At 71.2% G+C, this 24,673-nt stretch carries 23 protein-coding genes and 1 pseudogene; 14 read left to right on the plus strand and 10 right to left on the minus strand.

All coding sequences use genetic code 11. The annotated features are described in order from the left end of the window. The first annotated feature begins 48 nt into the window (after nucleotides 1–48). Nucleotides 49–2,871 carry a type 2 lanthipeptide synthetase LanM family protein gene (locus tag AB0G17_RS00130; RefSeq protein ID WP_361373812.1) on the plus strand — a complete coding sequence of 941 codons (2,823 nt, stop codon included), beginning with the start codon at nucleotides 49–51 and terminating at the stop codon, nucleotides 2,869–2,871. A 25-nt stretch (nucleotides 2,872–2,896) separates the two neighbouring features. Here the strand turns inward: AB0G17_RS00130 and AB0G17_RS00135 are convergent, their stop codons facing one another. Next, nucleotides 2,897–3,133, minus strand: coding sequence for a chaplin family protein (locus AB0G17_RS00135; RefSeq protein ID WP_361373814.1), 237 nt, complete (start codon nucleotides 3,131–3,133; stop codon nucleotides 2,897–2,899). 107 nt (nucleotides 3,134–3,240) lie between these two features. Between AB0G17_RS00135 and rox the strand changes: the two genes are divergently transcribed. Next, nucleotides 3,241–4,683, plus strand: a complete 1,443-nt coding sequence (gene rox, locus AB0G17_RS00140) for a rifampin monooxygenase (protein WP_361373816.1) — start codon at nucleotides 3,241–3,243, stop codon at nucleotides 4,681–4,683. Nucleotides 4,684–4,793: 110 nt separating this feature from the next. On the opposite strand, the gene AB0G17_RS00145 is transcribed toward rox, so the two are convergent. The 3 genes from AB0G17_RS00145 to AB0G17_RS00155 all read right to left on the minus strand — a co-directional run bounded on the left by AB0G17_RS00145 (nucleotide 4,794) and on the right by AB0G17_RS00155 (nucleotide 7,507). Further along, entirely contained in the window at nucleotides 4,794–5,588 is a 795-nt protein-coding gene (locus tag AB0G17_RS00145) for an HAD family acid phosphatase (protein WP_361373818.1), read from the minus strand. A 119-nt stretch (nucleotides 5,589–5,707) separates the two neighbouring features. Beyond that, nucleotides 5,708–6,367, minus strand: coding sequence for a leucine efflux protein LeuE (gene leuE / locus AB0G17_RS00150; protein ID WP_361373820.1), 660 nt, complete (start codon nucleotides 6,365–6,367; stop codon nucleotides 5,708–5,710). Nucleotides 6,368–6,517: 150 nt separating this feature from the next. Then, entirely contained in the window at nucleotides 6,518–7,507 is a 990-nt protein-coding gene (locus AB0G17_RS00155) for a helix-turn-helix domain-containing protein (RefSeq protein WP_361373822.1), read from the minus strand. 108 nt (nucleotides 7,508–7,615) lie between these two features. On the opposite strand from AB0G17_RS00155, the gene AB0G17_RS00160 reads away from it, so the two are divergent. From AB0G17_RS00160 to AB0G17_RS00180, 5 genes are all read left to right on the plus strand, one after another. Continuing rightward, nucleotides 7,616–8,461 (plus strand): dienelactone hydrolase family protein, encoded by an 846-nt coding sequence (locus AB0G17_RS00160; RefSeq protein ID WP_361373824.1) that lies wholly within the window; start codon nucleotides 7,616–7,618, stop codon nucleotides 8,459–8,461. Nucleotides 8,462–9,093: 632 nt separating this feature from the next. After that, nucleotides 9,094–9,837 (plus strand): SOS response-associated peptidase, encoded by a 744-nt coding sequence (locus AB0G17_RS00165; RefSeq protein WP_361373826.1) that lies wholly within the window; start codon nucleotides 9,094–9,096, stop codon nucleotides 9,835–9,837. A 108-nt stretch (nucleotides 9,838–9,945) separates the two neighbouring features. Continuing rightward, on the plus strand, nucleotides 9,946–10,683 hold the full coding sequence (locus AB0G17_RS00170) for an SDR family oxidoreductase (protein ID WP_361373828.1): 738 nt from the start codon (nucleotides 9,946–9,948) through the stop codon (nucleotides 10,681–10,683). A gap of 26 nt (nucleotides 10,684–10,709) precedes the next feature. Further along, entirely contained in the window at nucleotides 10,710–11,033 is a 324-nt protein-coding gene (locus AB0G17_RS00175; protein WP_361373830.1) for a TMEM175 family protein, read from the plus strand. A 473-nt stretch (nucleotides 11,034–11,506) separates the two neighbouring features. Next, on the plus strand, nucleotides 11,507–11,824 hold the full coding sequence (locus tag AB0G17_RS00180; protein ID WP_361374555.1) for a hypothetical protein: 318 nt from the start codon (nucleotides 11,507–11,509) through the stop codon (nucleotides 11,822–11,824). Nucleotides 11,825–11,852: 28 nt separating this feature from the next. Here the strand turns inward: AB0G17_RS00180 and AB0G17_RS00185 are convergent, their stop codons facing one another. Next, nucleotides 11,853–12,884 carry a medium chain dehydrogenase/reductase family protein gene (locus AB0G17_RS00185; protein WP_361373832.1) on the minus strand — a complete coding sequence of 344 codons (1,032 nt, stop codon included), beginning with the start codon at nucleotides 12,882–12,884 and terminating at the stop codon, nucleotides 11,853–11,855. Nucleotides 12,885–13,037: 153 nt separating this feature from the next. Between AB0G17_RS00185 and AB0G17_RS00190 the strand changes: the two genes are divergently transcribed. Together AB0G17_RS00190 and AB0G17_RS00195 are read left to right on the plus strand one after the other, a co-directional pair. Then, a complete protein-coding gene (locus tag AB0G17_RS00190) occupies nucleotides 13,038–13,733 on the plus strand; it encodes a TetR/AcrR family transcriptional regulator (protein WP_361373834.1) in 696 nt (231 codons plus the stop codon). Between the two features lie 92 nt (nucleotides 13,734–13,825). Next, nucleotides 13,826–14,074 (plus strand): annotated as a pseudogene (locus tag AB0G17_RS00195) (DJ-1/PfpI family protein); the annotation flags it as partial. Between the two features lie 8 nt (nucleotides 14,075–14,082). Here the strand turns inward: AB0G17_RS00195 and AB0G17_RS00200 are convergent. Beyond that, entirely contained in the window at nucleotides 14,083–15,066 is a 984-nt protein-coding gene (locus AB0G17_RS00200; protein ID WP_361373836.1) for a LuxR family transcriptional regulator, read from the minus strand. Nucleotides 15,067–15,207: 141 nt separating this feature from the next. On the opposite strand from AB0G17_RS00200, the gene AB0G17_RS00205 reads away from it, so the two are divergent. Next, entirely contained in the window at nucleotides 15,208–16,617 is a 1,410-nt protein-coding gene (locus AB0G17_RS00205; protein ID WP_361373838.1) for an aminopeptidase P family protein, read from the plus strand. Between the two features lie 30 nt (nucleotides 16,618–16,647). Here the strand turns inward: AB0G17_RS00205 and thpR are convergent, their stop codons facing one another. Together thpR and AB0G17_RS00215 are read right to left on the minus strand one after the other, a co-directional pair. After that, nucleotides 16,648–17,235 carry an RNA 2',3'-cyclic phosphodiesterase gene (gene thpR, locus AB0G17_RS00210; protein ID WP_361373840.1) on the minus strand — a complete coding sequence of 196 codons (588 nt, stop codon included), beginning with the start codon at nucleotides 17,233–17,235 and terminating at the stop codon, nucleotides 16,648–16,650. A 75-nt stretch (nucleotides 17,236–17,310) separates the two neighbouring features. Further along, nucleotides 17,311–18,261 (minus strand): LysR substrate-binding domain-containing protein, encoded by a 951-nt coding sequence (locus tag AB0G17_RS00215; protein ID WP_361373842.1) that lies wholly within the window; start codon nucleotides 18,259–18,261, stop codon nucleotides 17,311–17,313. Between the two features lie 142 nt (nucleotides 18,262–18,403). Here AB0G17_RS00215 and AB0G17_RS00220 point away from each other — a divergent pair, with 142 nt between their 5' ends. Both AB0G17_RS00220 and AB0G17_RS00225 read left to right on the plus strand, forming a co-directional pair. Further along, complete coding sequence (locus AB0G17_RS00220; RefSeq protein WP_361373844.1) at nucleotides 18,404–18,895, plus strand: hypothetical protein; 492 nt, start codon at nucleotides 18,404–18,406, stop codon at nucleotides 18,893–18,895. After that, complete coding sequence (locus AB0G17_RS00225) at nucleotides 18,888–20,513, plus strand: multicopper oxidase family protein (RefSeq protein WP_361373846.1); 1,626 nt, start codon at nucleotides 18,888–18,890, stop codon at nucleotides 20,511–20,513. The genes AB0G17_RS00220 and AB0G17_RS00225 overlap by 8 nt, the downstream gene beginning before the upstream one ends. Before the next feature lie 59 nt (nucleotides 20,514–20,572). Here the strand turns inward: AB0G17_RS00225 and AB0G17_RS00230 are convergent, their stop codons facing one another. Then, nucleotides 20,573–21,421 (minus strand): aldo/keto reductase, encoded by an 849-nt coding sequence (locus tag AB0G17_RS00230; protein WP_361373848.1) that lies wholly within the window; start codon nucleotides 21,419–21,421, stop codon nucleotides 20,573–20,575. A 307-nt stretch (nucleotides 21,422–21,728) separates the two neighbouring features. Here AB0G17_RS00230 and AB0G17_RS00235 point away from each other — a divergent pair, with 307 nt between their 5' ends. Further along, the gene (locus AB0G17_RS00235) at nucleotides 21,729–22,202 is read left to right on the plus strand and encodes a universal stress protein (protein ID WP_361373850.1); all 474 of its coding nucleotides are present in this window, start codon (nucleotides 21,729–21,731) and stop codon (nucleotides 22,200–22,202) included. Between the two features lie 109 nt (nucleotides 22,203–22,311). Next, complete coding sequence (locus AB0G17_RS00240; protein WP_361373852.1) at nucleotides 22,312–22,953, plus strand: endonuclease; 642 nt, start codon at nucleotides 22,312–22,314, stop codon at nucleotides 22,951–22,953. Between the two features lie 75 nt (nucleotides 22,954–23,028). On the opposite strand, the gene proP is transcribed toward AB0G17_RS00240, so the two are convergent. Beyond that, complete coding sequence (proP, locus tag AB0G17_RS00245; RefSeq protein WP_361373854.1) at nucleotides 23,029–24,555, minus strand: glycine betaine/L-proline transporter ProP; 1,527 nt, start codon at nucleotides 24,553–24,555, stop codon at nucleotides 23,029–23,031. Nucleotides 24,556–24,673: the final 118 nt, after the last annotated feature.

A 24,673-nucleotide genomic window follows, 5' to 3' on the forward strand; every position in this document is an offset into this window, starting at 1 on the left:
GAGTGCCTGAATGCCGCCAATGCGCGACGAATTGGGGAGGGGCTGGCCGTGGACGGATCGACGCCGGTGAAGCCGGAAAGGAAGGACGAGGCGGAGTGGTTCGCCCGTCCGGTACGCAACATCGCCCGCCCGTGGCGGGAGGAGCTGGCTCGACGCCTGGCCGCCGTGGACGCCCTGACCGGCACGGAGCGGAACGTGGTGCTGGACGCCGGGCACGCCGCCCTGCTCGGGTCCTTGCACGCGAAGCTGTCGCGCCTGTTTCTGATCGAACTGCACGCACTGCGCATGGCGGAGGGCGTGGGGGCCGGATCCGATACGGCGACCTGGGCCGCGTTCATCGAACAGGCCGACGACGAGGGCTATCTCGACCGGCTGGCCGACCGGTATCCGACCCTGGGGCGGCGGATCGCGTCGGTGGCGCGGCTGTCGGTGGCCGCGACGGCCGGTTTCGCCGCACGGCTCGCCTCGGACCGCGAACTGCTGCGGCCCCTGCTGGGAGCACCCGCGGGAGAGATACGAGCGGTTGAGTTCGGGGCGGGCGACAGCCACCGCGGCGGCCTGACCGTCAGCAGGGTCGACTTCGACGGCGGCAGCGTCATGTACAAGCCCAGGCCGTCCCAGGCCGACGTGGCTCTGGGTGCGCTGCTGGAGGAGTTGTTCGCGGACTTCCCCGGTGCCCCGGCGCCCGACGAGCGCATACGTGTGCCGCAGACCTTGGTCCGGGACGGCTACGGCTGGTCCGAGTTCGTCCGCCACCGCTACTGCGCGGGCGATGCCGAACTGGCCGCGTTCTACCGCAACGTCGGACACTGGCTGGCCGTCCTCCGCTTCACCGGCGGCACCGACATGCACGCCGAGAACATGATCGCGGCGGGCCCGGTGCCGGTGATCGTGGACGCGGAGACCCTCTTCGACGCCCCCGCGCCCTTCCCGGCCAGCGGCCAGGGCGACGCCGTGGACGTGGCGGCGGCGGCCATCCGCCGGACCGTGCTGCGCACCGGACTGCTGCCCGTGCGCGGCACCGGCTTCGCGCTCGGCGGGGTGGACATCTCCGGGGTCGGCGCCCTTCCCGGCCAGCAACCGCTGATCCCCAACCCCGTGATCGCGGACGGCGGCACCGCCGCGGCCCGCTTCGAGGTGGACCTGGTGGCCATGCCCACCGCGGGCAACCACCCCAGCCCCACCCCGGTACTGAGCGCGTACTGGGACCGTGTCCTGGCCGGGTTCCGCGAGATGACCGCGCATCTGCGCCGGCCCGGGACCGACCCGTACCGGCTGCTGCGGCGCTTCGAAGGCGCCCAGGCGCGGCGCATCCTGCGGCCCACCCAGGCGTATGTGGACATCGGCCGGATGCTGTGGCATCCCGCGTCGCTGCACGACGAGGCGGCGGCCGTCGAGCGGGCCCGCGACATCCTGCGGCGCAACGCCGAGGTACTGCCCGGCGCCCCGACCGACCGTGCGGCCATCGACGGCGAGATAGCGGAACTGCTGGCCGGAGACGTACCGATGTTCACCTTCACCGTGGACGCGGCCGCCGTACGGACCACGGTCGAGGACTGGCGCACCGCCGACCTGCCGCTGGAGGAGTCGGTGATCCAGGACGCGCTGGTGGGCGCGTACCTCAACGAGCGTTCACTGCCCCAGCGGGTGCAGGCGGGCGCCCGCGACCCGCACGCCCGCGACCGGGAGCGGCGGCGCCGCGATCTGGCCGTGCGGATGGTACGGCGGCTGTGCGACGGCGCGGTGCGCGGCGAGGACGGTACGGTCACCTGGATCAGCCCCGTGTTCACCCCGGCAGGCTGGTCCATCAGGGTGCTGCCCGCCGACCTCTACACCGGGCAGGGCGGTGTGGCGCTGACGCTCGCGGAGTACATGACCGAGGCGCGGGCGGGGCGGGCGGACGAAGTCCCGGGTGTCACCGAGGCGTTCGAGGGTGCGCTGCGGGTCCTCATCGGCACCGAGGACCGGACGCCGACGCCGTCGGCCGGGGCTTTCAGCGGCGCGGCGTCGCAGGTGTGGACGTGGCTGGCGCTGCACCGGGTGCTCGGTGAGGACTGGTTGGTGGAGCGGGCCGCGCAGCGAGCCCAACTGCTGGCGCGGGGCCGCCTGGTCGAGGACGACGTCGAGGTGGACCTCCTCAACGGAGCGGCCGGGGGAGTGGTTCCGCTGCTGAACCTGGCCGAGGCGACCGGGCAGGACCGCTGGCTCGCCGCCGCCGCGCACATCGGCCGCCGGCTGAGCGGGCTGGCCACCGTCGACGCGAGCGGCGCCCGCTGGGCGACCCGGCTCAACCCCGAGGGCATCGGCGGCTTCGCCCATGGCGCCACCGGCATCGGCTGGGCGCTGACCCGGCTGGCCCTGAGTGAGGCGGGCTCCGCGGCCGAGCGCCGCGACTGGACCGGCCTGGCCGAGCGGGCCTTCGCCTACCAGGAATCCCTCTACCGGCCCGAACACGGCAACTGGCTCGACGTACGCATCGGCGCCGAGGAGGACTTCTTCACCAGCTGGTGCCACGGCAGCGCGGGCATCGGCATCGGCATGCTCGATCTCCACCGGCGTACGGGCGATCCGGCCCGCCTCGACATGGCCCACCGCGCCGCACGCGCCTGCGCCGCCGAGGGCTTCGGCTGGAGCCACACACTGTGCCACGGCGACCTCGGCCTCTGGGAGTTCCTCACCTCCTTGGGCTTCGGCAACGCCGACGACCTCGACGGTGAGATCCTCACCGGCCTCGAACAACGCGGCCCGGTAGGGGGGTTGGCCCGCGAGGCCTTCTCGCCGAGCCTCATGTCCGGCCTCGCGGGAGTCCTCCACACCCTGCTGCGGATGCATCCACAGGCGACGCTGCCGAATCCCCTGCTGCTGGACTGAAGGGGTTTGAGCGCCGCTTGACGGGTCAGCCGATGCGGTTGCCGCAGATGTTGATCGGGATGCTGACCACGACCTGGATCAGATTGCCGGAGAGGACGCGGGGGAGTGGGAGACGGATCCCACGGCGTAGGCGCCGTCGTCGTGGTTGGAGCACTCCCGCCCGTGCGATCCCGCGCGCCGTGGCACCGGTGTTCCGCTTGCCCGAAGCGGACGGGAGTGGGTGCCGCACCGGAAAAGAGAAAGGCAAGGAGGTCGTTCCCACTCCTTGCCACTCTCAATGTATAGCGCACCGGGGGGCTTGCGGCAAGCCCCCCGTCATGCCGCAGAATGACTGGCCGTAGCCACTACCTGCGGAAATGGGAAACTTTGATGATCGACGTGGCCATTGTCGGCGGCGGACCCACCGGCCTGATGCTCGCCTGCGAGCTGCGGCTGCACGGCGTGCACGTGGTGGTGCTGGAGAAGTTGGCCGAGCCGACCGTGCAGTCCCGTGGGCAGGGGCTGCACGCCCGCAGCGTCGAGCTGATGGACCAGCGCGGCCTGCTGGACCGGTTCCTGGCGGTCAGTGAGAAGTTCCAGGCCGGCGGTCTGTTCGGCGGCATCGCGAAGCCTTGGCCGGACCGGCTGGACACGGCGCACCCGTACGGCGTCGCCATCCCGCAGCCGCTCACGGAGCGGCTCCTCAACGAGCGTGCCCTCGAACTCGGCACCGAGATCCGGCGCGGCTGCGAAGTGGTCGGGCTGAGCCAGGACGAAGACGGGGCGGGGGTGACCGTCGAGCTGGCGGACGGCACGCGGGTGCGCTCGCGCTACCTCGTCGGGTGCGACGGCGGTCGCAGTGCGGTGCGCAAGTTGCTCGGGGTCGGTTTCCCCGGCGAGCCCGCCAAGGTGGAGACGCTGGTGGGGCAGATGGAGGTGGCCGAGGATCCGGCGACGGTTGCCGCCGCCGTCAAGGAGGTCAACAAGACCCAACTGCGGTTCGGCGTCACCGCCCCCGACGCGGACGGGGTGTGCCGCGTCGTCCTGCCCGCCGACGGGGTGGCCGAGGACCGTGCGACCGAGCCGACCCTCGACGAGTTCAAGCAGCAGCTGCGGGCCTACGCGGGCACCGACTTCGGTGTGCACTCGCCGCGCTGGCTGTCCCGGTTCGGCGACGCCACGCGGCAGGCCGAGCGCTACCGGGTCGGCCGGGTTTTCCTGGCGGGAGACGCGGCGCACATCCATCCCCCGACCGGTGGGCAGGGGCTCAACCTCGGCGTCCAGGACGCGTTCAACCTCGGCTGGAAGCTGGCCGCCGCGGTCAACGGCTGGGCGCCGGAGGGGCTCCTCGACAGCTACCACGCCGAACGGCACCCGGTGGGCGCCGCCGTGCTGGACAACACCCGCGCGCAGATCACGCTGATGGGGACCGACCCTGGCCCGACCGCGCTGCGGGAACTCTTCTCGAAGCTGATGGACTTCGAGGAGGTGAACCGGTATGTGACGGGGATGATCACCGCGGTCGGGATCCGCTACGACTTCGGCGAGGGCCACGAACTGCTCGGCCGACGGCTGCGGGACGTGCAGCTGAAGCAGGGGCGCCTGTACGAGCTGATGCGCGGCGGCCGCGGACTCCTGCTCGACCAGAGCGGCCGGCTCTCGGTGGAGGGCTGGGCGGACCGGGTCGACCACGTCGTCGATGTCGTCGACGGCGGCGAGGAACTGGACGTGCCCGCCGTGCTGTTGCGGCCGGACGGCCATGTGGTGTGGGCCGGTGACGACCAGCGGGAGCTGCTGAGCGTCCTGCCCCAGTGGTTCGGCGCCGCCGCGTGACGGCGCGGCCGGGGCGCGCGGAGTGGCTCTGCGGCTCCACGCGCCCCGGCCGCCTCCTCAGGGCATCAAGACGTCACGCCATCACGACGTCCTGCCATGACGGCACGGCGTCACGGCAGGAAGTACATCGGGTTGGGGATCTTGTACGTCTTGTCGGCGTGGCCGCCCGCGAGGTCGGTGTACTGGTCGCCGAGGTTGGCGACGATGCGGTAGCCGAGGCCCTCGATGTGCTTGCGGGTGCCTGCCTTGTAGTCGACCGTGGAACACGTCCAGGTGGGCTTGCCGCAGCTCAGGTAGGCCGGCGGGTTGACCTTGTCCTTGAGGAAGAAGTGCGCGCTGTCGACCGGGACGGCGTAGCCCGCCTTGGTGAGGTTGGTGGCGCTCGCGTCGCGCTGCGAGGTGTCGCGGCCGGTGAGGAAGAAGACCGTGACGCCCTTCTTGGCCGCGTAGTTGACCAGGTCGGGCATGCCGAACACGGCTATGGACTGCGCGCTCTGGACGTATGAGTTGAAGGCGGTGGCGTTGTACGCGAAGCCGTTCTTCTTCTCGTAGTCGTAGGTCAGCAGTGTCGTGTCGTCGACGTCGAGGACGATGGCGGGCTTACGGCCGTCCCGCCCCGGGTGCTCGGCGGCCTGCGATATCTGGCGCTTCGCGCGCGCTTCGATCGCGGCGACCTGCTTGGCGTAGTTGCTGGTCGGGGAGGCCTGGTAGGCCCCGGTGGAGTCGGGAGCCCCGCCGTAGTAGGCGTTGATCCGGTCCTCGACCTTGGTGATGTTGGGGATCTCCTTGTCGCTCTTCGGCGTGCTGTTTCCCGCGGTGGCCGCGCCGGCGCCGTAGAAGGCGGCGCCGGTGACGGCGAGGGCGGCCACGGTTGCTGCGGTTTTGGTGATGGTGACAGTGCGCATGGGCAAGATCTACGCGCATCACACACCGCCCCGCCAGGGTGTTTGATCAACTCTTTACCGCGGGGCGGTGAAAGGGGGCTCCACGCGGCAGGTGACGCCCGCCAGGGCTCACCCCCCGCTCACACCCCGCTGAGCGAGAGCTTCGCGGCGAAGCCGAGGAAGAGGACGCCTGCCGCCGAGGTCGCCCCCGCCGACAGCCGCTTGCGGCGGCGGAAGGCGGCGGCCAGCCGGGTCCCGCTGAATATGAGCGTGGACAGGTAGAGGAAGCTCGCCGCCTGGAGCAGCGTGCCGAGCACCAGGAACGACAGCGCCGGATAGGCGTACCCCGGGTCCACGAACTGCACGAAGAACGAGACCAGGAACAGGATCGCCTTCGGGTTGAAGAGGCTGAGCATCAGTGCGCGCCGGTAGGGCCGCTCGGCGGCGACCTCCTGCTCGGGGCCGTCGGCCGCAGCGGGGTCGGCCGCGGTGTGCCGGTTGCGCCACATACCGACGGCCTGGCGCAGCATGCCGATCGCCATCCAGGAGAGATACCCGGCACCGGCGTACTTCACGACGGCGAACAGTAGCGGTGTCGTCTGCAGCAGCGACGCGGCCCCGAGCGCGGAGAGCGTCATGAGCACCGTGTCCCCGGTCCATACCCCTGCCGCGGCGACGTATCCCGTCCGTACGCCCCGTCGGGCGGCGACGGAGAGCACGTACAGCGAATTGGGCCCCGGCGCCAAAATGATCAGCACCAAGCCCACGAGGTATGTCGGAAGGTCGGTTACACCCAGCATGCGGGGGAGTGTCGCACAGAGGTGCGAGGTGGGGTCTGTGTGTTTCACGATGCGGCACGGCGATGAGGCACGGCGCGCCGGCCCGGGGCGGCAGTGGGCAGCTCGGACCGCCTGGGGAGTGCGAGCCATGGCGGCCCTGGAATCGGGTGTTCAATCGGCGCTGCCGACACCGCTGCCACCGCGCCGGAAGGTCGCGCGGTAGTCCCTCGGGCGGCGTCCGGTGTGTTTGGCGAAGAGGGCGGCGAAGGTCGCGGAGTCCTGGTAGCCGACCGCGGCGGAGATGCTGGCGACGGTTCGGTCCGTGGTCTCCAGGAGGTGACGGGCACGACGCACGCGTGAGGACTGCAGGTACTCCAGCGGACTCTGCCCGGTCTCGTCGGAGAAGCGCCGCAGCAACGTGCGGGTGCTGACGCTGAAGGTGTGCGACAGCGCGGTGAGGTCGTACCGGGCGGCCAGGGTCTGGTCGAGGCGTCGCATGACGCGGTGGGAGAACTCGTTGCCGGGCCGCGGAAGCAGTCGCGCGTCGACATAGGGCGTCTGGGACGAGCGGGCGTCGTCGACGAGCGCGACCCGCGCGGTCGTCCGTGCCACGTCGGCGCCGCTGTGCCGGCGGATCAGCTCCAGCGCGAAGTCGTACATCGCGCTGAAGGCCGCCGTCGTCGTCACCCCCTCGTCGGTGACGACCAACTGCTCCGGCCGGACATCGGCGTCCGGACAGCGCCGGGCCAGTTCGTCCGCGAAGAGCCAGGACGTCGTGGCCCGGCGCCCGTCGAGGAGTCCCGCCTCGGCGAGCAGGAACGCGCCGACACAGATCGAGACCACGGCGTGGCCCGCGGCGGTGTGTGAGCGGATCGCCGCGATCTCGGGGGTGAGAGGGCCGAGCCTGGCGTCCACGTCCAGGCCCGGCAGCAGCTCGAACCCGGGGACGACAAGGACGTCGACCTCGCGCAGGGGAGAGACGGCGAGGGCCGCACCGCCCGATGCGGTGACGCGACGGCGGGGCGAGACGAGCGACACCTCGTATCCCGCGTGGCCGGGGCCGGCGACGTGCGTGGCCATGGTCAGGAGATCGGGTACGCCGAACACCTCTGACGCGAAGCAGCCCGGATACGCCAGGACACCCACGCGCAACGCGCTCATGCTCGCCTCCTCTGCTCGCCTCCGCGCTGTCGGCCCATGGCGAGATTACCCTCATGCATGGCGATCTGGCCCCTGACGGTGCGCGCGGCTTCGAGCCAGGCTGTCCCCATGAGCGCTGCCAAAGGACGTCTTGACGACGCGATCACGGACTTCTCCCGCCGCCAGGTGGACGTGGACGGGACGGTGAAGACGGTGTACGTCGCGGGTGCCGGGCCCGCCGTCGTGCTGATGCCGGAGATGCCTGGCATCAGCCCCGATGTGCTTCGGCTGGCACGGTGGGTGCGGGATGCGGGCTTCACCGTCCACGTCCCCTCGCTCTTCGGGGTCGACGGCGCCTGGCCCACGGCCGAGAGCGGCACTGAAGTGGTCCGCCGCGCCTGCGTCAGCGCCGAGTTCCGGGCGTTCGCCGGCGGCGGCACGAGCCCCGTCACCGCATGGCTGCGCGGGCTCGCGCGCCGGGCTCACGCCGAATGCGGCGGTCCGGGCGTCGGCGCGATCGGGCTGTGCTTCACCGGCAACTTCGCCCTCACCATGGCGCTCGAACCGGCCGTCATCGCGCCCGTGGTCAACCACCCGTCTCTGCCGCTGGACGATCCTGCCGGACTGGAGATCAGTGACGAGGACGCACGTGCGGTCCGCGACCGCATCGCGCGCGACGGCCTGAAGGTGCTCGCCTACCGCTTCGACAACGACCGCTGGTGCACCGGCCAGCGCTTCGCCGCGTACCGGAAACTCCTCGGTGACGCCTTCGACGGCCGTGTCCTCGCGGGGAGTTCCGCCGGTACCAACCCGCCGCCGTTCTTCGCCGAGGTGGTCGAATCCCCTCACAGCGTGGTCACCGCCCACCTCGTGGACGAGGAAGGGCATCCCACCCTCAGGGCCAGGGACGAGATCCTCGCCTTCCTGGCCGAGCGACTGACTCCGGCTGGGCACTCGACGAGCCTTCAGGCCTGACGGCTCACCACCGTTTGCGATACTGCCCGGCCCGGACGCACCACGGGGGTGTGAGTCCGGGCCGGGCAGCCCCAGTCGGCCTCGCCGTCGGCGTTCCCGCTTACTTGAGGAGCGGGTGCACTGTCGTGTGGGGGAGACCGCGCCGTATCGTCCGGATGGCGGGTTCGGCGCTGGGTGCTGAACGCGGCCCGTACGGTGAGCGGCCAGGCAACCGGGGCTCCCGCACAGGAGCAGCAACAACCTGCCGCACCCCTCCTCGGGGCCGAGGCCCGGGCTTCGGCCCCGCGCGGAATGGGGTAGAGTTGCTCTCAAGCCGGTCGGCAGAACTGCCAAAATCCGGCCGTGCGTTGGTGGTCCAAGGAAAGACACCCCGCTTCCTGCGGGGAGATGCAGGTGCAAGGCCTGCCCAGCGCTCCGATCCGATCCCCACTCCGCTTTATGCGGGGTGGGGATCGCGCGTTTCGACCGACCCAACGGTCATGAGTGCGCGGTTGTCCGGAGGCGGCCCACGCCGTTCGATCGGGCAGCACGAACGTCGTATGGACGGAGCCGTCGCCGCGCGGTCGGTGCAGACGGCCTGACACGAGCCGTCGAAGTGTTTCCTCGGGTGTCGCCGGTGGCACAGTGGTTCCATGTGTGGCCGTTACGTATCCACCCGTAGCCCCGAGGACCTGGTCCAGCTCTTCCGGGTCACCGACTGGCGTGTCCAGGAAAGGCTGGCGCCGAGCTGGAACGTCGCGCCGACCGATGAGGTGTGGGCCGTCCTGGAGCGTGCCGCGCGGGGCCATGACGAGGCCGCGCCGCACGGCAGGCAGCTGCGGCCGCTGCGGTGGGGGCTGGTGCCGTCGTGGGCGAAGGACGTGAAAGTGGGCGCCCGGATGATCAACGCGCGAGTGGAGACCGTGCACGAGAAGCCCGCCTTCCGCCGCGCGTTCCTCAAGCACCGGTGCCTGCTGCCGGCCGATGGCTTCTACGAGTGGGAGCAGGTCAAGGACCACGGGACCGGCAAGGTCCGCAAGCAGCCGTACTTCATCCTCCCGGAGGACGACCAGGTGATGGCGCTCGCCGGGCTGTACGAGTACTGGCGTGACCGGTCGGTCAAGCAGGACGACGACCCTGGCGCCTGGCTGGTGACCTGCACGATCATCACCACCGAGGCCACGGACGCGGCCGGCCGAGTGCACCCGCGCATGCCCCTGGCGCTCACCGAGGACCACTACGACGCCTGGCTCGACCCCCATCACCAGGACCCCGACGAACTGCGCGCCCTGCTGACCCAGCCCGCCGACGGCCACCTGCACGCCCGCCCGGTCTCCCCGGCCGTGAACAACGTGCGCAACAACGGCCCCGAACTCGTGGAGGGGGCCGGATCGTAGGCAGCCGGGGGTGGGCGGTGGAGATGCCGTGTCGGAATGCGCGCGCGGCGGCACCGGTGCGCGTGATAGGACAGTCGCTGATCATCGGCCTTGGTTCCAGGGGGAGTTATGAGCAGCGGTCAGGAAGACATGAGCGGCGGCCACGACGGACCGGTCACCCTCGTCACCGGCGGGGCGAGCGGAATCGGTGCGGCGACCGTGCGGCGGCTGGTCGCGGCCGGGCACCGGGTGGCCGTCACCGGCCGCGACCAGGGACGGCTCGACGGGTTCGCGGCCGAACTCGGGGCCGGGGAAACAGTGTTGCCCGTGGCCGCGGACACCACCGACTTCGCGGCGGTCCAGGGTGCTGTCGACACAACCGTCAAGGCGTTCGGGCGGCTTGACCACGTCGTCGCCAACGCCGGGTTCTCCACCCACGACAACCTCGCCGACGGCGACCCCGAGCAGTGGCGCGAGATGCTCCTGGTGAACGTGCTCGGCCCGGCTCTCCTGGTGAAGGCGGCGCTCCCGCAGCTCACCGCCAACGGCGGCCGGATCATCCTGGTGGGCAGCACCGCGGGCATCAAGAACACCCCCGGCAATATGTACTCGGTCAGCAAGACCGCCCTCACCTCCCTCGCCGAGAACACCCGCGTCCTGGTCACCGGCGCCGGAGTCGGCGTCACCCTGATCGCTCCCGGCCGGGTCGACACCCCGTTCTGGAGCGGCCACCCACAGGGTGCCGCGCCCACGGGCCCCGTGATGACCGCGGACAACATCGCCGACGCCATCAGCTGGGCGCTCCGCCAGCCGGTCGGAGTCGATGTGAACACCGTGGTGGTCCGCCCCATCGGCCAGGTCCACTGACCCCCAGCAGGCACCGGGGGCGAGTCGTGAGAAACCTGTATCAGCGCTTCGCGGGCAGCAGTCTGGAACGGCTGTCCGCCCTCAGCGACGGCATCTTCGCCGTCGCGATGACCCTGCTCGTCCTCGACCTGCACGTGCCGGAGATACCGGATGCGCACGGGGCCGGGCCGCTCTGGTCCGACGGCCCACGATGTGGTCCGATGCGCTCGGGTGGCGAATCCGCGTGGTCCGTTCAACTCCTGTGTCACGTACGGCCGTTAGACTGCTCGGTGGCAGATCTACGGCGCGACGCACGGGGTACTGGGGGCGTACCTCGGGCGCTCGACGGGGGGCGGCGACGATGTTGGTGACACTGCCTTGTGACGGGTCACCGGAGTCCACGGCGGCCTTGGTCGGGGCGGTCGGCGCCGCGTTGGAGGGTGGCGGGCCCGCGGTCCTGCCCGTGGCGGCCGCCGCCGCGCGGCCGTCGTTCGACGTCACCGCCGGTGTGCCCGACGGAACGGCGGCCGTCGTCGGGACGTCCGGCTCGACGAGCCACCCGAAAGGCGTGCTGCTGTCGGCCGACGCCCTGCGCGCGTCCGCGGAGGCGACGCACGCCAGGCTCTCGGCCCATGCATTGCGTGCTCTGGAGCTGGAGCGCGACGGTTGGCGCGGGTCGGTCACCCCGGGCACCCTCCACTTCGCGTACGGGCCCGGCCCGGCCATGCGGACCGGTAGCTCGCCACCACCCGAGTGGGGGAGCGGGGTGGTTGGTATCCCCTTTGCGGGGCATTCCAAGGGGATGCCCCTGACACCCGCGGGGGCCCGTACGCCAGGAGTTTCCATGACCGACTACGTCATCACCGTGCCGGGCACCTTCGTGCACGGCGTCACCGACGCCCAGCGTTCCGAGGTGGAGCGGAAGCTGCGTCCCCAGGACCCGGCGAACACCGACTTCGGGGAGAACGAGGAGTTGAGCCTGTTGACCGTCCAGGACGGCAACATGTTCTCCGTACGGCTCGAAGTGGAGGCCGCCAGCCGCACCGAAGCCGAGGCGAACGCGGTACGACTGGTCTCCGCCGCCCTGCGCGACAGCGGATTCACCGAAGACGATGCCCCGTTGGGGCCTGCCGCCGTCACGGGGATCGACCGCGAGTTCTGAGCAGTGCCCAGCGGATCCCTGGCGCAGGTCAAGGGGTCAGAACGACCTTGCCGGTGGCGGTGCCGGACTCCGCCAGGCGCAGCGCCTCGGCGGCCCGGGCGAGCGGGAGTTGGGCGGCGATGCGTGCGCTCACGTCGCCCCGGGCGACGGCGGTGAACACCTCGGTGAGGTCGGCGCGAAGGCGGGCGCGGAACCGGTCCTTGCCGAGGGCGCGACCGGCCCAGATGTTGTAGAAGTGGGCTCGGCGCCCGTTGGGCAGGGTGTTCCAGAGCCAGGTGCGGGCGAGGATCTTCAGGACGGGCCACTGCTTGGAACCGGTGTCGTCGCGGGTGGAGGCGCTGCCGTAGCAGACGAGCGTCCCGCCGGGAGCGAGCAGGCTCCAGGAGTCGATCACGCTGCGCCCGCCGAGGTGGTCGAAGACCGCGTCCACCCCGCCGGGCGCGAGCTCCCGAACCCGGGCCGCCACGTTGCCCGCACGGTAGTCGACCGGCGTCACCTGCAGCTCGCGCAGCGCGTCGTGGTGCCGAGCCGACGCCGTGCCGATCACCTCGGCTCCGGCCGCACGCGCCAGTTGGACCAGGACGGAACCCACCCCGCCGCCGGCGCCGTGCACCAGGACGGTCTGCCCGGCGCGGACCCGCGCCCGGCGGTGCAGCATCTGCCACGCCGTGATGCCGTTGACCACCACGGTCTCCGCCTCGGCGGCGGTGAGGGCGTCCGGCACGGGTACGGCGTCGGCGGCGTCCACGACGACATGGCTGGCCCATCCGCCGACCTTCACCAACGCGGCCACCCGCTGACCGACCAGGCCCGGGTCCACGCCCTCTCCGGCGGTCAGTACGCGGCCCACCAGGTCATAGCCGGGCACGAAGGGATAGGGCGGCTGGTCGTAGTACCGCCCGCGGCGCATCTGCTGCTCGGCGAAGGAGACCCCGCTCGCCTCCATGGCGATCAGGATCTGGCCGCGGCCGGCCTCCGGCACACCGCCGTGGCGGATCTGGAGGCCCTCCGGAGCCACGATTCCCGGCAGGACGACCTCGGTCAGGCGTTCGGTGGTCATGACGCCCCCTCTCTGTGAAAGCTGTCTCTGTAGAAGCTGTCGCGTTCGTTAGAAGTTATAACGGACGGCTTCTGTGAGAGTCAAGAGGGAAAGTGATAGCCTCTAACTAGAGATTGATGCTGTAGTCACGAAGCGCGAAGCATGGAGGCAGCCGTGGCAGAGCCGGACGCGAAGACTCCTCGGGAGCGGTACCGCGCCCAGGTGCGGGACGAGATCAAGAAGCACGCGTGGGAGCAGATCGCCGACGCCGGGGCCTCCGCCCTGTCCCTCAACGCCATCGCCAAGCAGATCGGGGTGAGCGGACCCGCGCTCTACCGGTACTTCGCCAACCGCGACGAGCTGATCACCGAGCTCATCAGGGACGCCTACCGCAGCCTCGCCGACACCTTCCGGGCCCGCGCCGCCGCCGGCGCCGACCTCGCCGAGCTGGCGTACACCTTGCGTCGCTGGGCGCTTGACGACCCCCAGCGGTACTTCTTGATCTACGGGACTCCCGTGCCCGGATACGAGGCTCCGGAGGACACCGTCGGGATCGCCTCCGAGATCATGGCCGTCCTCCTGGACGCCTGCGCCGCCTGTGCGGGTGCCGGTGTCGGTGCCGGTGCCGGTGCCCCGGGAGCCTCCCCGGCGGGTCCCTTCGACGATCACCTCGCCGACCACCTCGCCGAGCACGAGCACCGGCCCTGGGCGGGCGAACACCACGCCCCGCCCTCGGTGCTCAGCCGCGCCCTGCTCTTCTGGACCCGCCTCCACGGCGTCCTGTCCCTCGAACTCGCGGGCCACTTCGCCGGGATGGGTTTCGACCCCGCGGAGCTCTACGCCGCCGAGGTACGGGCACTCACTGGCTGAGCTCCGTCAGCGCGCAGGGGCGCGCTGTCGTCGCGGTACTCCAACTGCCCATGGGCGAAGCGGAGGCGCCGACCGCCGCGCCGCGCCCGGGAGACCGCGATCACGGGCCGGACCGGTTGCGCGACGCCGACACCGTGATCGTCCCCGGCTGGGTCGACGTCGACGTGGCCCCCCCCGCCGACCTGGTCGACGCGGCGCACGAGGCGGGCGCCCGCGTGGCGTCACTGTGCACGGGCGCGTTCGTGCTGGCCGCGGCCGGGCTGCTGGACGGGCGGCCCGCCACCACGCACTGGGCGCACACCGACGTCATGGCCGCGCGCCGGCCCCGGGCGGAGGTCGACCGCCGACGTCACAGCCAACCGTGGCGCTGGGCCTGCAGGGCCAGCTGGAAGCGGTTCGCGGCGCCGAGTTGGGCCATCAGGATCTGCAGACGGCGGAACAGCGTCCGGCGGCTGAGCCCCAGCTCGCGCGCGATGACGTCGTCGCTCGCGCCGCCCGCGAGGAGCCACAGCAGCCGTCGGTCGGCCGGTGGCAGGCCGCCGGGCCGGGTGGTGCGGCCGTGGAACGGCAGGGCGTTCTGCCAGGACTGCTCGAAGAGCGCGATCAGCGCGGAGAGCAGACCGCAGGGCTGGACCACCAGCATGGTGTTGTGGACGTCGGCCTCTTTGATCGACAACGACACCAGCGCGTACGCCTCGTCGATGATCACGAGTTTGACCGGCACCGACGGCAGCACCCTGGCCTGTTCACCGGCGTTGACGCACGGCTCGATCGCCTCCTCCAGATGGCCCGGGTACTCCAGTGACTCCCGCGAGTACACGACGCGCTGCGTCACACCCCGCGCGAGCGTGGCCAGCGCGTCCTCCGTGGCCCCGGGCAGGGTGAGGTACGGAGGCGATTCGAGCTGCCGGATCTGGTCGCGGGCACTCGCCCAGGCCTGACGGATCCGGGGGCCGACGGCGTCGCCGGTGACGACCTCGACGAGGTTGTCGTTGTACGCGGCGAGCCGCTGCCGCCGGAACGACTCGAACGCGCCCCCGACGGCGATGCGCGACTCCTCGACCTCCGCCGCCCGGTGCCGAGCCAGGATCTCCAGTCCGGCAGCCGGCGGCACCGGGGCCACCACGTCCCCGCCCTCCTCGGCGGCACTGGCCAGACCGGCATCCACCAGGGCGCCGTACGCCGCGGTGAGCTCGGCGCCGTCCAGACCGGCCGCGGCCGCGATCGTGCTCAGGGGAGCCGGGGCCAGGTCGAGCAGCGCCAGATACACCTGGCCGGCCGCCTGATCGATGCCCAGAAGCCGCAGGGCCTCGCCGAGTTTCGCGTTCCTCATATCCCGCATTATCGACCGCGCCGACCGGGCCCGTGGCCGATCTGTGCCAGTGACACTCTTCGGCACCGGGCGTGCGCGGTGCGGAGTACCGTCCGCCCAGGAAACACACCCAGATGTCCCCTCCAGAGGAAGGTGTACGCCGTGGCGAAGGGCCGGAAGAACGGTCTCTACTCAGGGATCTCCGACGAACTGTCCGCTCTCATGCGGACGGGGTGGGCGGACACCGAGCGGCACGACCTGGAGCCCGACGAGCAGGCCCCGTACGCGGCCGCCCGCCGCGCCGCGCTCTCGGCGCGCTTTCCGGGCGAACGCCTCGTCATCCCCTCGGGCAACCTCAAGACCCGCTCCAACGACGACAGTTACCCGTTCCGTGCGTACACCGGCTATGTCCACATGACCGGTGACCAGGCCCGCGACGGCGCCCTCGTCCTCGAACCCCGGGCGGACGGCGGCCACGACGCCTACTGCTACCAGCTGCCACGCGACAGCAGGGACAACGACGAGTTCTGGACCGGTGCCACGGCGGAGCTGTGGATGGGCCGGCGCCGCTCCCTCGCCGAGTCCGAGGTCGTGCTCGGACTGCCCTGCCGCGACGTCCGTACGGCGGCCGACGACCTCGCCTTCTCCAGCGCCCCGACCCGGATCGTCCGCGGGATCGACCCGTCCCTGGAGGCCGCCGTCGCCACCGAGGAGGAGCGCGACGTCGAACTGGAAGAGGCGCTCAGCGACCTCCGCCTGGTCAAGGACGCGTGGGAGATCGGCGAGATGCGCAAGGCCGTGGACTCCACGGTGCGCGGTTTCACCGACGTGATAGGTGAGCTCTCCACGGCGATCGCGACGTCCGAGCGGTGGATCGAGGGCACGTTCTTCCGCCGCGCCCGCCTGGAGGGCAACGCGCTCGGCTACGGGTCCATCTGCGCCGCGGGCGAGCACGCCACGATCATGCACTGGACGGACAACGACGGCCCGGTCCGCCCGGGGGACCTCCTCCTGCTCGACGCGGGCGTGGAGACGCACACCCTCTACACCGCGGACGTCACCCGCACGCTCCCCATCAGCGGCACCTTCACACCGCTGCAGCGCAAGGTGTACGACGCGGTGTACGAGGCCCAGGAAGCCGGTATGGCCGCCGTCAAGCCGGGCGCCGCGTACCGCGACTTCCACGAGGCGTCCCAGCGCCACCTGGCGGCCCGGCTGGTGGAGTGGGGCTTCATCGAAGGCCCGGCGGAGCGCGCGTACGAGCTAGGCCTCCAGCGCCGCTTCACCATGGCCGGCACCGGCCACATGCTGGGCCTGGACGTCCACGACTGCGCGCAGGCCCGCAACGAGGAGTACGTCGACGGCGTGCTGGAGCCGGGCATGGTGCTGACGGTGGAGCCCGGTCTGTACTTCCAGCCGGACGACCTCACCGTGCCCGAGGAGTGGCGCGGTATCGGTGTCCGCATCGAGGACGACCTGCTCGTCACCGCCGACGGCCACGAGAACCTGTCCGCGGGCCTGCCGCGCACGTCGGACGAGGTCGAGGAGTGGATGGCCCGGCTCGCGGGCTGAGCGGGCCCGTACGCGGGTACACCTCGTGCTTCAGGCGGACCCCGGGCCGAGACGCCACGCCTCGATGTCGCGGTAGTGGATCGGTCCCGGGCCGCGGCCGATGTTGCTCGCGACCAGGTGCAGCCGTTCGGCCCGCCAGGGGCGGCCGGTGAAGCCGGCGAGTCCGGCCGCGGCCTCCACCACGCTGGAGGAGTCGTCGCGGCGGGACCGGGCCAGCGTCAGATGGGGGCGCAGGGGCCGGTCCTCGAAGGCGACACCGCACGCCCGGATCACGTCGCGGACCTCCTTGGTCAGCAGGTGCAGCCCTTCGAGGTTCCCTTCGATCCCGCTCCACAGCACGCGCTCGTCGAAGTGTCCGCCGCCACGCAGGGCCAGGCTCAGTGGCTGGTTCGCCGCCGCGAGGTCCGCGAGCGGCGGCTGGAGGAGTGGGACGGTCGCCACCGGGAGCTCGCCGAGGAACGCCAGGGTGATGTGCCAGTCCTCGATGCGGTTCCACCGCAGACGGGGGTACGCGGCGTAGGCGGGCCGCAGTGCCCGCGCCAGCTCTTCCTTCGCGTCGTCGGGCGGAGCGAGCGCTATGAACACACGGACGGTCGAGGGCTGGATCTGTTCGTTCACGCAAGACTTCGTACACCATCGGCCGCCGGAACGCGGAACAGGCTCCGCGTCTCCGGGGCCGACCGAGCATGTCCATCAGGGCTCGTGGGGTTCACCCGTGCCCCAGTTCCAGTCGGTGATCGTGGTGCGCATCAGGCGGGCGGCGCTGGAAAGGTGAATGTCGGCGCGCCAGTGCAGGGTGAGCGTGCGACGGCAGTCGGGGCTGTCGACGGCTATCCAGGCGACGGGAGCGTGGGAGGCGGCCTGCCGGGCGATGGCGGGGATGAGGCCGATACCCAGTCCCGCGCTGATCAGTTCCGCGATGGCGCTGGGTTCGTCGCCTTCGCAGACGATCTTCGGTGTGAGGCATCGCCCCCCGAAGAGCCGGTCGAGCAGCCGGCGTTGCCAGTGCCCGCTCCGGGCGGTGATGAAGGGCTGGTCGGCGAGTTCCTCGATGCTCACCGAGGTGCGGCCCGCGAGCGGGTGGTCGAGTGAAGTGGCCACCCACACCGCCTCGTCGAGCAACGGCGCCGACTCCAGGCCCTCGGTGGAGATGGGCTGCGAGGCGACGCAGAGGTCGATCCTCTGGGCCCGCAGATGGCGGCCCATGTCCGCGGCCGGCATCTGGTGCAGTTCGACCTCGGCGGAGGGGTGGGCCCGCTTGTACGCCGCGAGTGGTGCGGTGAAGGTGAGGAAGGTTTCCGACGCCAGGCGTACGGTGCCGAGGCCCTTCCCGGGGGCCTCGGCGACGGCTCGTCGCCCCGCTTCGAGCTCACCGAGGGCGCGCTCGACGTATCCGCGGAAGAGCCTTCCGTTGTCGTTGAGCCGCAACCGGCCGCCCCGGTCGAACAGCGGACTGCCGAGCTCGCTCTCCAGCCTCGCGATGGTGCGGCTCAACGACGGCTGGGCGACGTGGAGTTCCTCCGCCGCGCGGCTGAGGTGTTGCAGCCGCGCCACCGTGAGGAACTGTGTGAGCGCGTGCAGATCCATGGCCTTCTCCCCGTCCGTCGACGCCCTCGGGCCGTCGCGGTGGACGCCCTTCGTCATGTCTTCAGAGCTATGACTGCATAACAATACTGATCATAGGCAAGATAACTCGCCGAGCATAAGGTCGAGTTGAGAGCGAGATCAGGTCAGAACCGATCAGAGAACAGCGATCAGAGAACAGAGAGAGCGAGGAGGACACGTCATGGCCACCGCAGCCGAGGAGTTGCGCCCCGCCCGGTCGGGCCCGAACGATGTCACCCAACGGACGAGACCCAGCGAGTGGGTCCTGCGGGCCGTCGTCAGTGTGCACATGGTTGCCATCTGCGGCCAGCCCGTGTTCGCGGGCGTATATCTGAGCGGCGACTACGACGGCCTGCGCTGGCACCTGGCCGGCGCCAACGCCGTCACCTCCCTCGGCTACCTCCAGCTGATCGTGGCGATCACGGTCTGGGTCCGGATGCGTCAGGTCTGGCCGTTCCTGACCACGTTGGGTCTGGTGGTGGCCGAGACGGTTCAGTACGTCGCCGGGACGTCCGGCGCGCTGTGGTTGCACCTCCCCCTGGGGGTGATGACCGTCGCCGCCCTGGTCGTGCAGTTCATCGCCGTCTGGCGCCGGCCCCTTCCGCGGCGGCCGCGAACCCCGCAGGAGAGCGTGCGGGCCGAGCCGGAGCGGACGGGGGCCGAGCGTGCGTGAGCGACACGTCGAACGGTCCGGCCTTCCCCGTGGGCTGGGCAGGCGCCAAGTGCTGGGCATAGGCGGGGCACTCGGGCTGACGGTGGTCGGCGGACTCGCCGCCTCGGCCGCGTTCTCCCGCCACCCGGCGGTCACCGGCGCGGTGCTGCACAGCGCGGTGCCGCTGCCGCCCGCTTTCCAGGTGCCGCTGCCGCTCCCCGCCGTGCTGGCACCGGTCAGCAGGACGGGCGGAGTCGACCGTTACGAGATCACCCAGCGCGAAGTGACCATGGAGATCCTGCCCGGTGTGCGGACGCCGATGTGGACGTACGGGGGAACCTTCCCCGGACCGACGATCGAGTCGCGCCGCGGCCGGCCGGTGACCGTGACGCACCGCAACGACCTGCCCGTACCGACCGTCGTCCACCTGCACGGCGGACGGACCCCGGCGGCTTCCGACGGGTACCCGACCGACCTCGTCCTGCCCAGGAGCTGGCCGGACGCCGCCCACGGGACGCACGCCGGGCACGGCGGCGGGAACGGCTCCGGGCACGCCATGCGTGACCCGAGGGCGGTGCAGACCAGGCGCACGCGCGACTACACGTTCCCGATGGACCAGCGTCCGACGCTGCTGTGGTACCACGACCACCGTATGGACTTCACCGCACCCGCGATCTGGCGGGGCCTCGCCGGACTGCACATCGTGCGCGACGGTGCCGAGGAATCGCTCGGGCTGCCCTCGGGGCCGCGCGAACTGCCCCTCATGATCGCGGACCGTGCCTTCGCCGCCGACGGCAGCCTCGCGTACCCCTCCCTGCGCGACCGGCCGGGCGTCCGCGAGCCCTACCTCGCAGGCGTCCTCGGTGACGTGATCCTGGTCAACGGCGCCCCGTGGCCCGTGCACGAGGCCGACGCGGCCAAGTACCGGCTCCGTATCCTCAACGCGTCGAACGCCCGGCACTATGAACTCGAAGCGGTCGACGACGACGGCCGCCGGCTCGACCTCGTCCAGATCGGCGCCGACCAGGGACTGCTCGCGGCGCCGGTCACCCACGGCCGCCTGCCGATCGCGCCTGCCGAACGCTACGACGTGGTCGTCGACTTCTCCGGCGTCCCCGTCGGCAACCGCGTCAGACTCGTCAACCGGCTGGGTTCGGGGCGGACCCGCGAGGTGATGGCCTTCCGCATCGCGCGCAAGGTCACCGACCACAGCCGGGTCCCCGCCACCCTCGCGAAGGACCTGCCGAACTGGCGGCGGTCGGACGCCGTCCGGGTGCGCGACTTCTCCTTCCGCGCCGGGCGGATGCACGGCGACCACGGGTGGCTGATCGACGGGCTGCCCTTCGACCCCGCCCGCTCCGATGTCACCGTCCGGCTCGGCGATGTCGAGGTGTGGCGGTTGGTGGCCGACGTCCACCATCCCGTCCACCTGCATCTCGTCGGCTTCCGGGTCCTGACGCGCGGCGGTCGGTCGCCGCTGGCCCACGACGCGGGCCTCAAGGACACCGTCTCTCTGAGGCCGGGCGAATCGGCGGAGATCATCACCCGCTTCGACGGTTACCGAGGCCGCTATCTGTTCCACTGCCACAACGCCGAACACGAGGACATGGGAATGATGGCCAACGTCGAGATCACCTGACGCGTCGGGCCCCATGACGGGTGTTCGCCCCGGCTCGGGCGGCGGGACCGCGGGGCGGGTCAGCCGTCCAGGGTGCTGTTGCCGAGCCGGCTGACCATGACCGGGTCGCGATGGTCGAAGAAGAGCGACGCTCCGGTGTCCAGGGCGGCGATCGCCTTCATCTGGTCGTCGGTGAGCTCGAAGTCGAAGACGTCGATGTTCTCCGCCATGCGCTCGGCGCGGACCGACTTGGGAATCACCACGACGTTCCGCTGGACGAGCCAGCGCAGGACGACCTGCGCCACGGACTTGCCGTGCGCGGTGGCGATCTGGACGAGCACCGGGTGGGTGAACAGGTTGTTCCGCCCCTCGGCGAAGGGGCCCCACGACTCGATCTGGACGCCGCGCTCGCGCATGAGGTCCTGCTCGGCGGTGCGCTGGTGGAAGGGGTGGGTCTCGACCTGGTTGACGGCCGGTGTGACCTCGTTGTGGTCGATGAGGTCCACCAGCCGGTCGGGGTAGAAGTTGGAGACGCCGATGGCCCGGACGAGGCCCTCGCGGTGCAGGCTCTCCATGGCTCGCCAGGAGCCGTAGACGTCGCCGTACGGCTGGTGGATCAGATAGAGGTCGAGGTGGTCCAGGCCGAGCTTGCGCAGCGAGGCGTCGAAGGCGCGCTTGGCCTTCTCCTCGCCGGCGTCGGACACCCACACCTTGGTGGTGACGAACAGGTCCTGCCGCGGGATGCCACTGCTCTTGATCGCGCGGCCGACGGCCTCCTCGTTGCGGTAGGCGGCCGCCGTGTCCAGGGAGCGGTACCCGGCGGCGAGGGCGTCGCTGACGGCCTGTTCGGTCTGGTCGGCCGGGATCTGGTAGACGCCGAAGCCGAGGATGGGCATCTCGACGCCGTTGTTCAGGGTGACGGTCTGCATGGGAGGTCCTTACGGGCGGAGGCGATATGGGTGGGCTCGGCCCGGGGAAGGGACGGCTCAGCCCGTCGATCTCCTGCCCCAGTTCTTGAGGTCGGCGTTGCTGTACGCGTGCGTCCCTCGGGCCCAGTGCGATATGTACGTACCGTAACGACACGCCTACCCCGCAGAGCTTGCTCGTATCGCTGCCCGCCGAGTCCTGGGGGCCGCCGCTTGTCAGGCCGACGGGTGTGTAACAGCCTGGAAGGAGAGCGGTCGGCGGCTGCGTGCAGACGGTCTCGGGCGTCGGCCAGGGAGAAGGCAGGCAGCCATGGATACCAACAGTGGCGTTCCCCGTGTCGTCGTGGGTGTCGACGGCTCCGAGGCGTCTTACGAGGCGCTGCGGTGGGCAGTGCGGCACGCCCGTCTCATTCGGGCGACAGTGGAAGCTGTGGCGGCCTACGAGGTGCCCGGCGCGGAGGGGTGGTCCGCCCCGGCGGTGGACGCGGACCTCGATGAGGAGCAGGCGAGGAAGGATCTTGCCGATGAAATTCACACCGTGCTCGCCCAGGCCGGAGATGTGCCGCTGACCAGCCACGTTGTCCAGGGCAACCCGGTGGAGGTGCTGACCGCGGCATCGGTCGGCGCGGAGCTGCTGGTGGTGGGCAGCCGCGGCAGGGGAGGGTTCGCCCGCCTCCTGCTCGGCTCGGTCAGCCTGCAGTGCGCCCAGCACGCCTCGTGCCCGGTGGTCATCATCCGCGAGGGCACTTTGGACGATGTGGGTGCGACGACCCCGCAGGCGTGAGGGCGTGCCGCCTGACGGGAGCGCGGCCTCGCCGCTCGATCGGAGGGCGGCATACCGCGGCCCGGGAGCCGCCCGACCCATCCGTTTCGACTGCGTCCCGAGGAGCACCATGGCACGGCGAGTCACGGCGAAGCACCTGTTGGAGGAGTACGGGACGACCCACGCCGAGGAAGCGGGCATCCGGCTGCGCGACACACCGCAGCCGCTGTACCAGCTGCTGACCCTCTGCGTGCTGTTCTCCGTTCGTATCAAGGCCGACATCGCGGTGGCCGCGGCCCGCGAGCTGTTCGATGCCGGGATGCGTACCCCCCGGGCGATGGCCGCGGCCTCGTGGCAGGACCGGGTGGACGCGCTCGGGCGCGCACACTACCGCCGCTACGACGAGAGCACGGCCACCGCGCTCGGAGCCGGAGCCGAGCTGGTTCTCGACCGGTATCGCGGAGACCTGCGGCGGCTGCGCGAGGAGGCCGACGGCGACCCGGGCCGGGTGAGTGAGCTGTTGCAGGAGGTTCCGCGGATCGGACCGGTGGGAGCCGGGATCTTCTGCCGGGAGGCGCAGGGGGTGTGGCCCGAGCTGCGTCCCGCGTTCGACAGCCGGGCCCGCCACGCCGCAGGTGAGCTCGGGCTCCCGAAGACGCCTGAGGGCTTGGCGCGTCTCGTCGCGGCCGAGGACCTGCCGAAGCTGGCGGCCGCCCTCGTACGGGTCGAACTCTCCAGCGGGGCCGCCGATGCCCTGCGCGAGACGGGCTGAACGACCGCGCTACCGCTCTGTGTCCGAGCCTTCGGGCGGTGTCCGGTCGAGCCGGGCGGGGGCGCGGTGAGCGGGTCAGTCGCGGCGGTCCGAGGGAGGGTGGTGGGCCCATGGGTGGCGCAGTCGGATCCAGATGTCCCGGGCCTGCCGCCCGGCCGCGGTCCGGCTGTGGGCGACGAGGCGGTGCGCCTCGTCGTGTGTCTCGACCATGGGGCCGGACCCGCGCAGCGGCTTGCCCGCCGTCTCGTGCAGGAACAGCGTCGACACGAGACCGATGGCCCCGGCCACCATCAGGTAGTACGCCGGGACCAGGTCGTTCCCCGTCAGCTCCACGAGCCCGGAGGTGAACAGCGGTGTCGTACCGCCGAACAGCGAAACGGAGATGTTGAAGGCGATGGACAGGGCGCCGTAGCGCAGCCGGGTGGGGAACAGCGCCGGCAGGGTGGAGGCGGCCGTGCCCGCGAAGCAGACCAGCAGCAGGCCCAGGACCGCGCACCCCACGGCCGGAAGCAGGATGCCGCCCTCCCGGATGAGCAGGAACGCGGGCACCGCCAGCACCATGAGCGCGATGCTGCCCGCCAGGAAGACCGGCCTGCGGCCCCAGCGGTCCGAGGTGTGGCCCACCGTCGTGATGGTGAGGACCACGAGCAGCATGGTGCACAGCACCAGCAACTGCGCCGTGGTGTCCTCCTCGCCCAGGGTGACGGTCATGTACGTCGGGAGGTAGGAGGTCACCATGTAGTTGGTGACGTTGTAGAGGAGGACGAGGCCCATGCAGATCAGCACCGCGTGCCAGTGCCGGGTGAAGATCTCCTTGAGGGTTCCCCTGGCCGTCGGGGAGGCTTCCACGGTCGTGGGCCCACCGGCCGCGCCGCTCTCGCCCTCCGTGGCGGCGTAAGCGGCCTCCTTCTTGAAGGCCGGGGTCTCCTCCAGTTTCAACCTCATGTACAGGCCGATGAGGCCGAGCGGCCCCGCAACGAAGAAGGGGATGCGCCACCCCCAGTCCTGCAGCCCCTGCGCGCCGAGAGCGGCGGTCAGGATCGTGACCAGGCCGGAGCCCAGGGCGTAGCCGACGAAGGTGCCGAAGTCGAGCCAGCTGCCGAGGAATCCCCGGCGCCGGTCGGGCGCGTACTCGGCGATGTACGTGGTGGCTCCCGCGTACTCGCCGCCCGTCGAGAAACCCTGCACCAGCCGGCAGACGAGGAGCAGCATTGGCGCGGCGACGCCCACCGCCCCGTACGTGGGAAGGAACCCGACCGCGAACGTGCTCACCGCCATCATGATCATCGTCGCCGCGAGCACCTTCTGCCGCCCGATCCGGTCGCCGAGCGGGCCGAACACCAACCCGCCGAGCGGTCGGACCAGGAAGGCCGCGGCGAAGGTCGCGAAGGCGGCGACGACCTGGACGCCCGGAGAGCTCGACGGGAAGAACACCTTGCCCATGGTCCCGGCCAGATAGGCGTACACGCCGAAGTCGAACCACTCCATCGTGTTCCCGAGCGCGGCCGCCGTCACCGCGCGGCGCACTTGGGGCTGATCGGCCACCATCACGTCCGCGCTGCTCAGCGACCGCTTGCGGCGCCGGAGCAGCGTACGGAGCATCTGGTCGGTCCGCGCGTGCCCACGCCGTGGCCCGGCCGGACGACGAGTGGGTCCTGGCATGGGGAGGGCCTCTCTGCCGGGGCGCGCCGCGACGCCGGTGACCTCCCATTCTCCGAGC

It is taken from the genome of Streptomyces sp. NPDC023838 (genome assembly GCF_040639555.1).
Lineage (GTDB): Bacteria > Actinomycetota > Actinomycetes > Streptomycetales > Streptomycetaceae > Streptomyces.

Bases quoted from the DNA above. Each gene is read 5' to 3' on its own strand.
- rox (WP_361373816.1), top strand. From the start codon at position 3,241: ATGATCGACGTGGCCATTGTCGGCGGCGGACCCACCGGCCTGATGCTC.
- AB0G17_RS00145 (WP_361373818.1), bottom strand. From the start codon at position 5,588: ATGCGCACTGTCACCATCACCAAAACCGCAGCAACCGTGGCCGCCCTC.
- leuE (WP_361373820.1), bottom strand. From the start codon at position 6,367: ATGCTGGGTGTAACCGACCTTCCGACATACCTCGTGGGCTTGGTGCTG.
- AB0G17_RS00155 (WP_361373822.1), bottom strand. From the start codon at position 7,507: ATGAGCGCGTTGCGCGTGGGTGTCCTGGCGTATCCGGGCTGCTTCGCG.
- AB0G17_RS00160 (WP_361373824.1), top strand. From the start codon at position 7,616: ATGAGCGCTGCCAAAGGACGTCTTGACGACGCGATCACGGACTTCTCC.
- AB0G17_RS00165 (WP_361373826.1), top strand. From the start codon at position 9,094: ATGTGTGGCCGTTACGTATCCACCCGTAGCCCCGAGGACCTGGTCCAG.
- AB0G17_RS00170 (WP_361373828.1), top strand. From the start codon at position 9,946: ATGAGCAGCGGTCAGGAAGACATGAGCGGCGGCCACGACGGACCGGTC.
- AB0G17_RS00180 (WP_361374555.1), top strand. From the start codon at position 11,507: ATGACCGACTACGTCATCACCGTGCCGGGCACCTTCGTGCACGGCGTC.
- AB0G17_RS00185 (WP_361373832.1), bottom strand. From the start codon at position 12,884: ATGACCACCGAACGCCTGACCGAGGTCGTCCTGCCGGGAATCGTGGCT.
- AB0G17_RS00200 (WP_361373836.1), bottom strand. From the start codon at position 15,066: ATGAGGAACGCGAAACTCGGCGAGGCCCTGCGGCTTCTGGGCATCGAT.
- AB0G17_RS00215 (WP_361373842.1), bottom strand. From the start codon at position 18,261: ATGACGAAGGGCGTCCACCGCGACGGCCCGAGGGCGTCGACGGACGGG.
- AB0G17_RS00220 (WP_361373844.1), top strand. From the start codon at position 18,404: ATGGCCACCGCAGCCGAGGAGTTGCGCCCCGCCCGGTCGGGCCCGAAC.
- AB0G17_RS00230 (WP_361373848.1), bottom strand. From the start codon at position 21,421: ATGCAGACCGTCACCCTGAACAACGGCGTCGAGATGCCCATCCTCGGC.
- AB0G17_RS00235 (WP_361373850.1), top strand. From the start codon at position 21,729: ATGGATACCAACAGTGGCGTTCCCCGTGTCGTCGTGGGTGTCGACGGC.
- AB0G17_RS00240 (WP_361373852.1), top strand. From the start codon at position 22,312: ATGGCACGGCGAGTCACGGCGAAGCACCTGTTGGAGGAGTACGGGACG.
- proP (WP_361373854.1), bottom strand. From the start codon at position 24,555: ATGCTCCGTACGCTGCTCCGGCGCCGCAAGCGGTCGCTGAGCAGCGCG.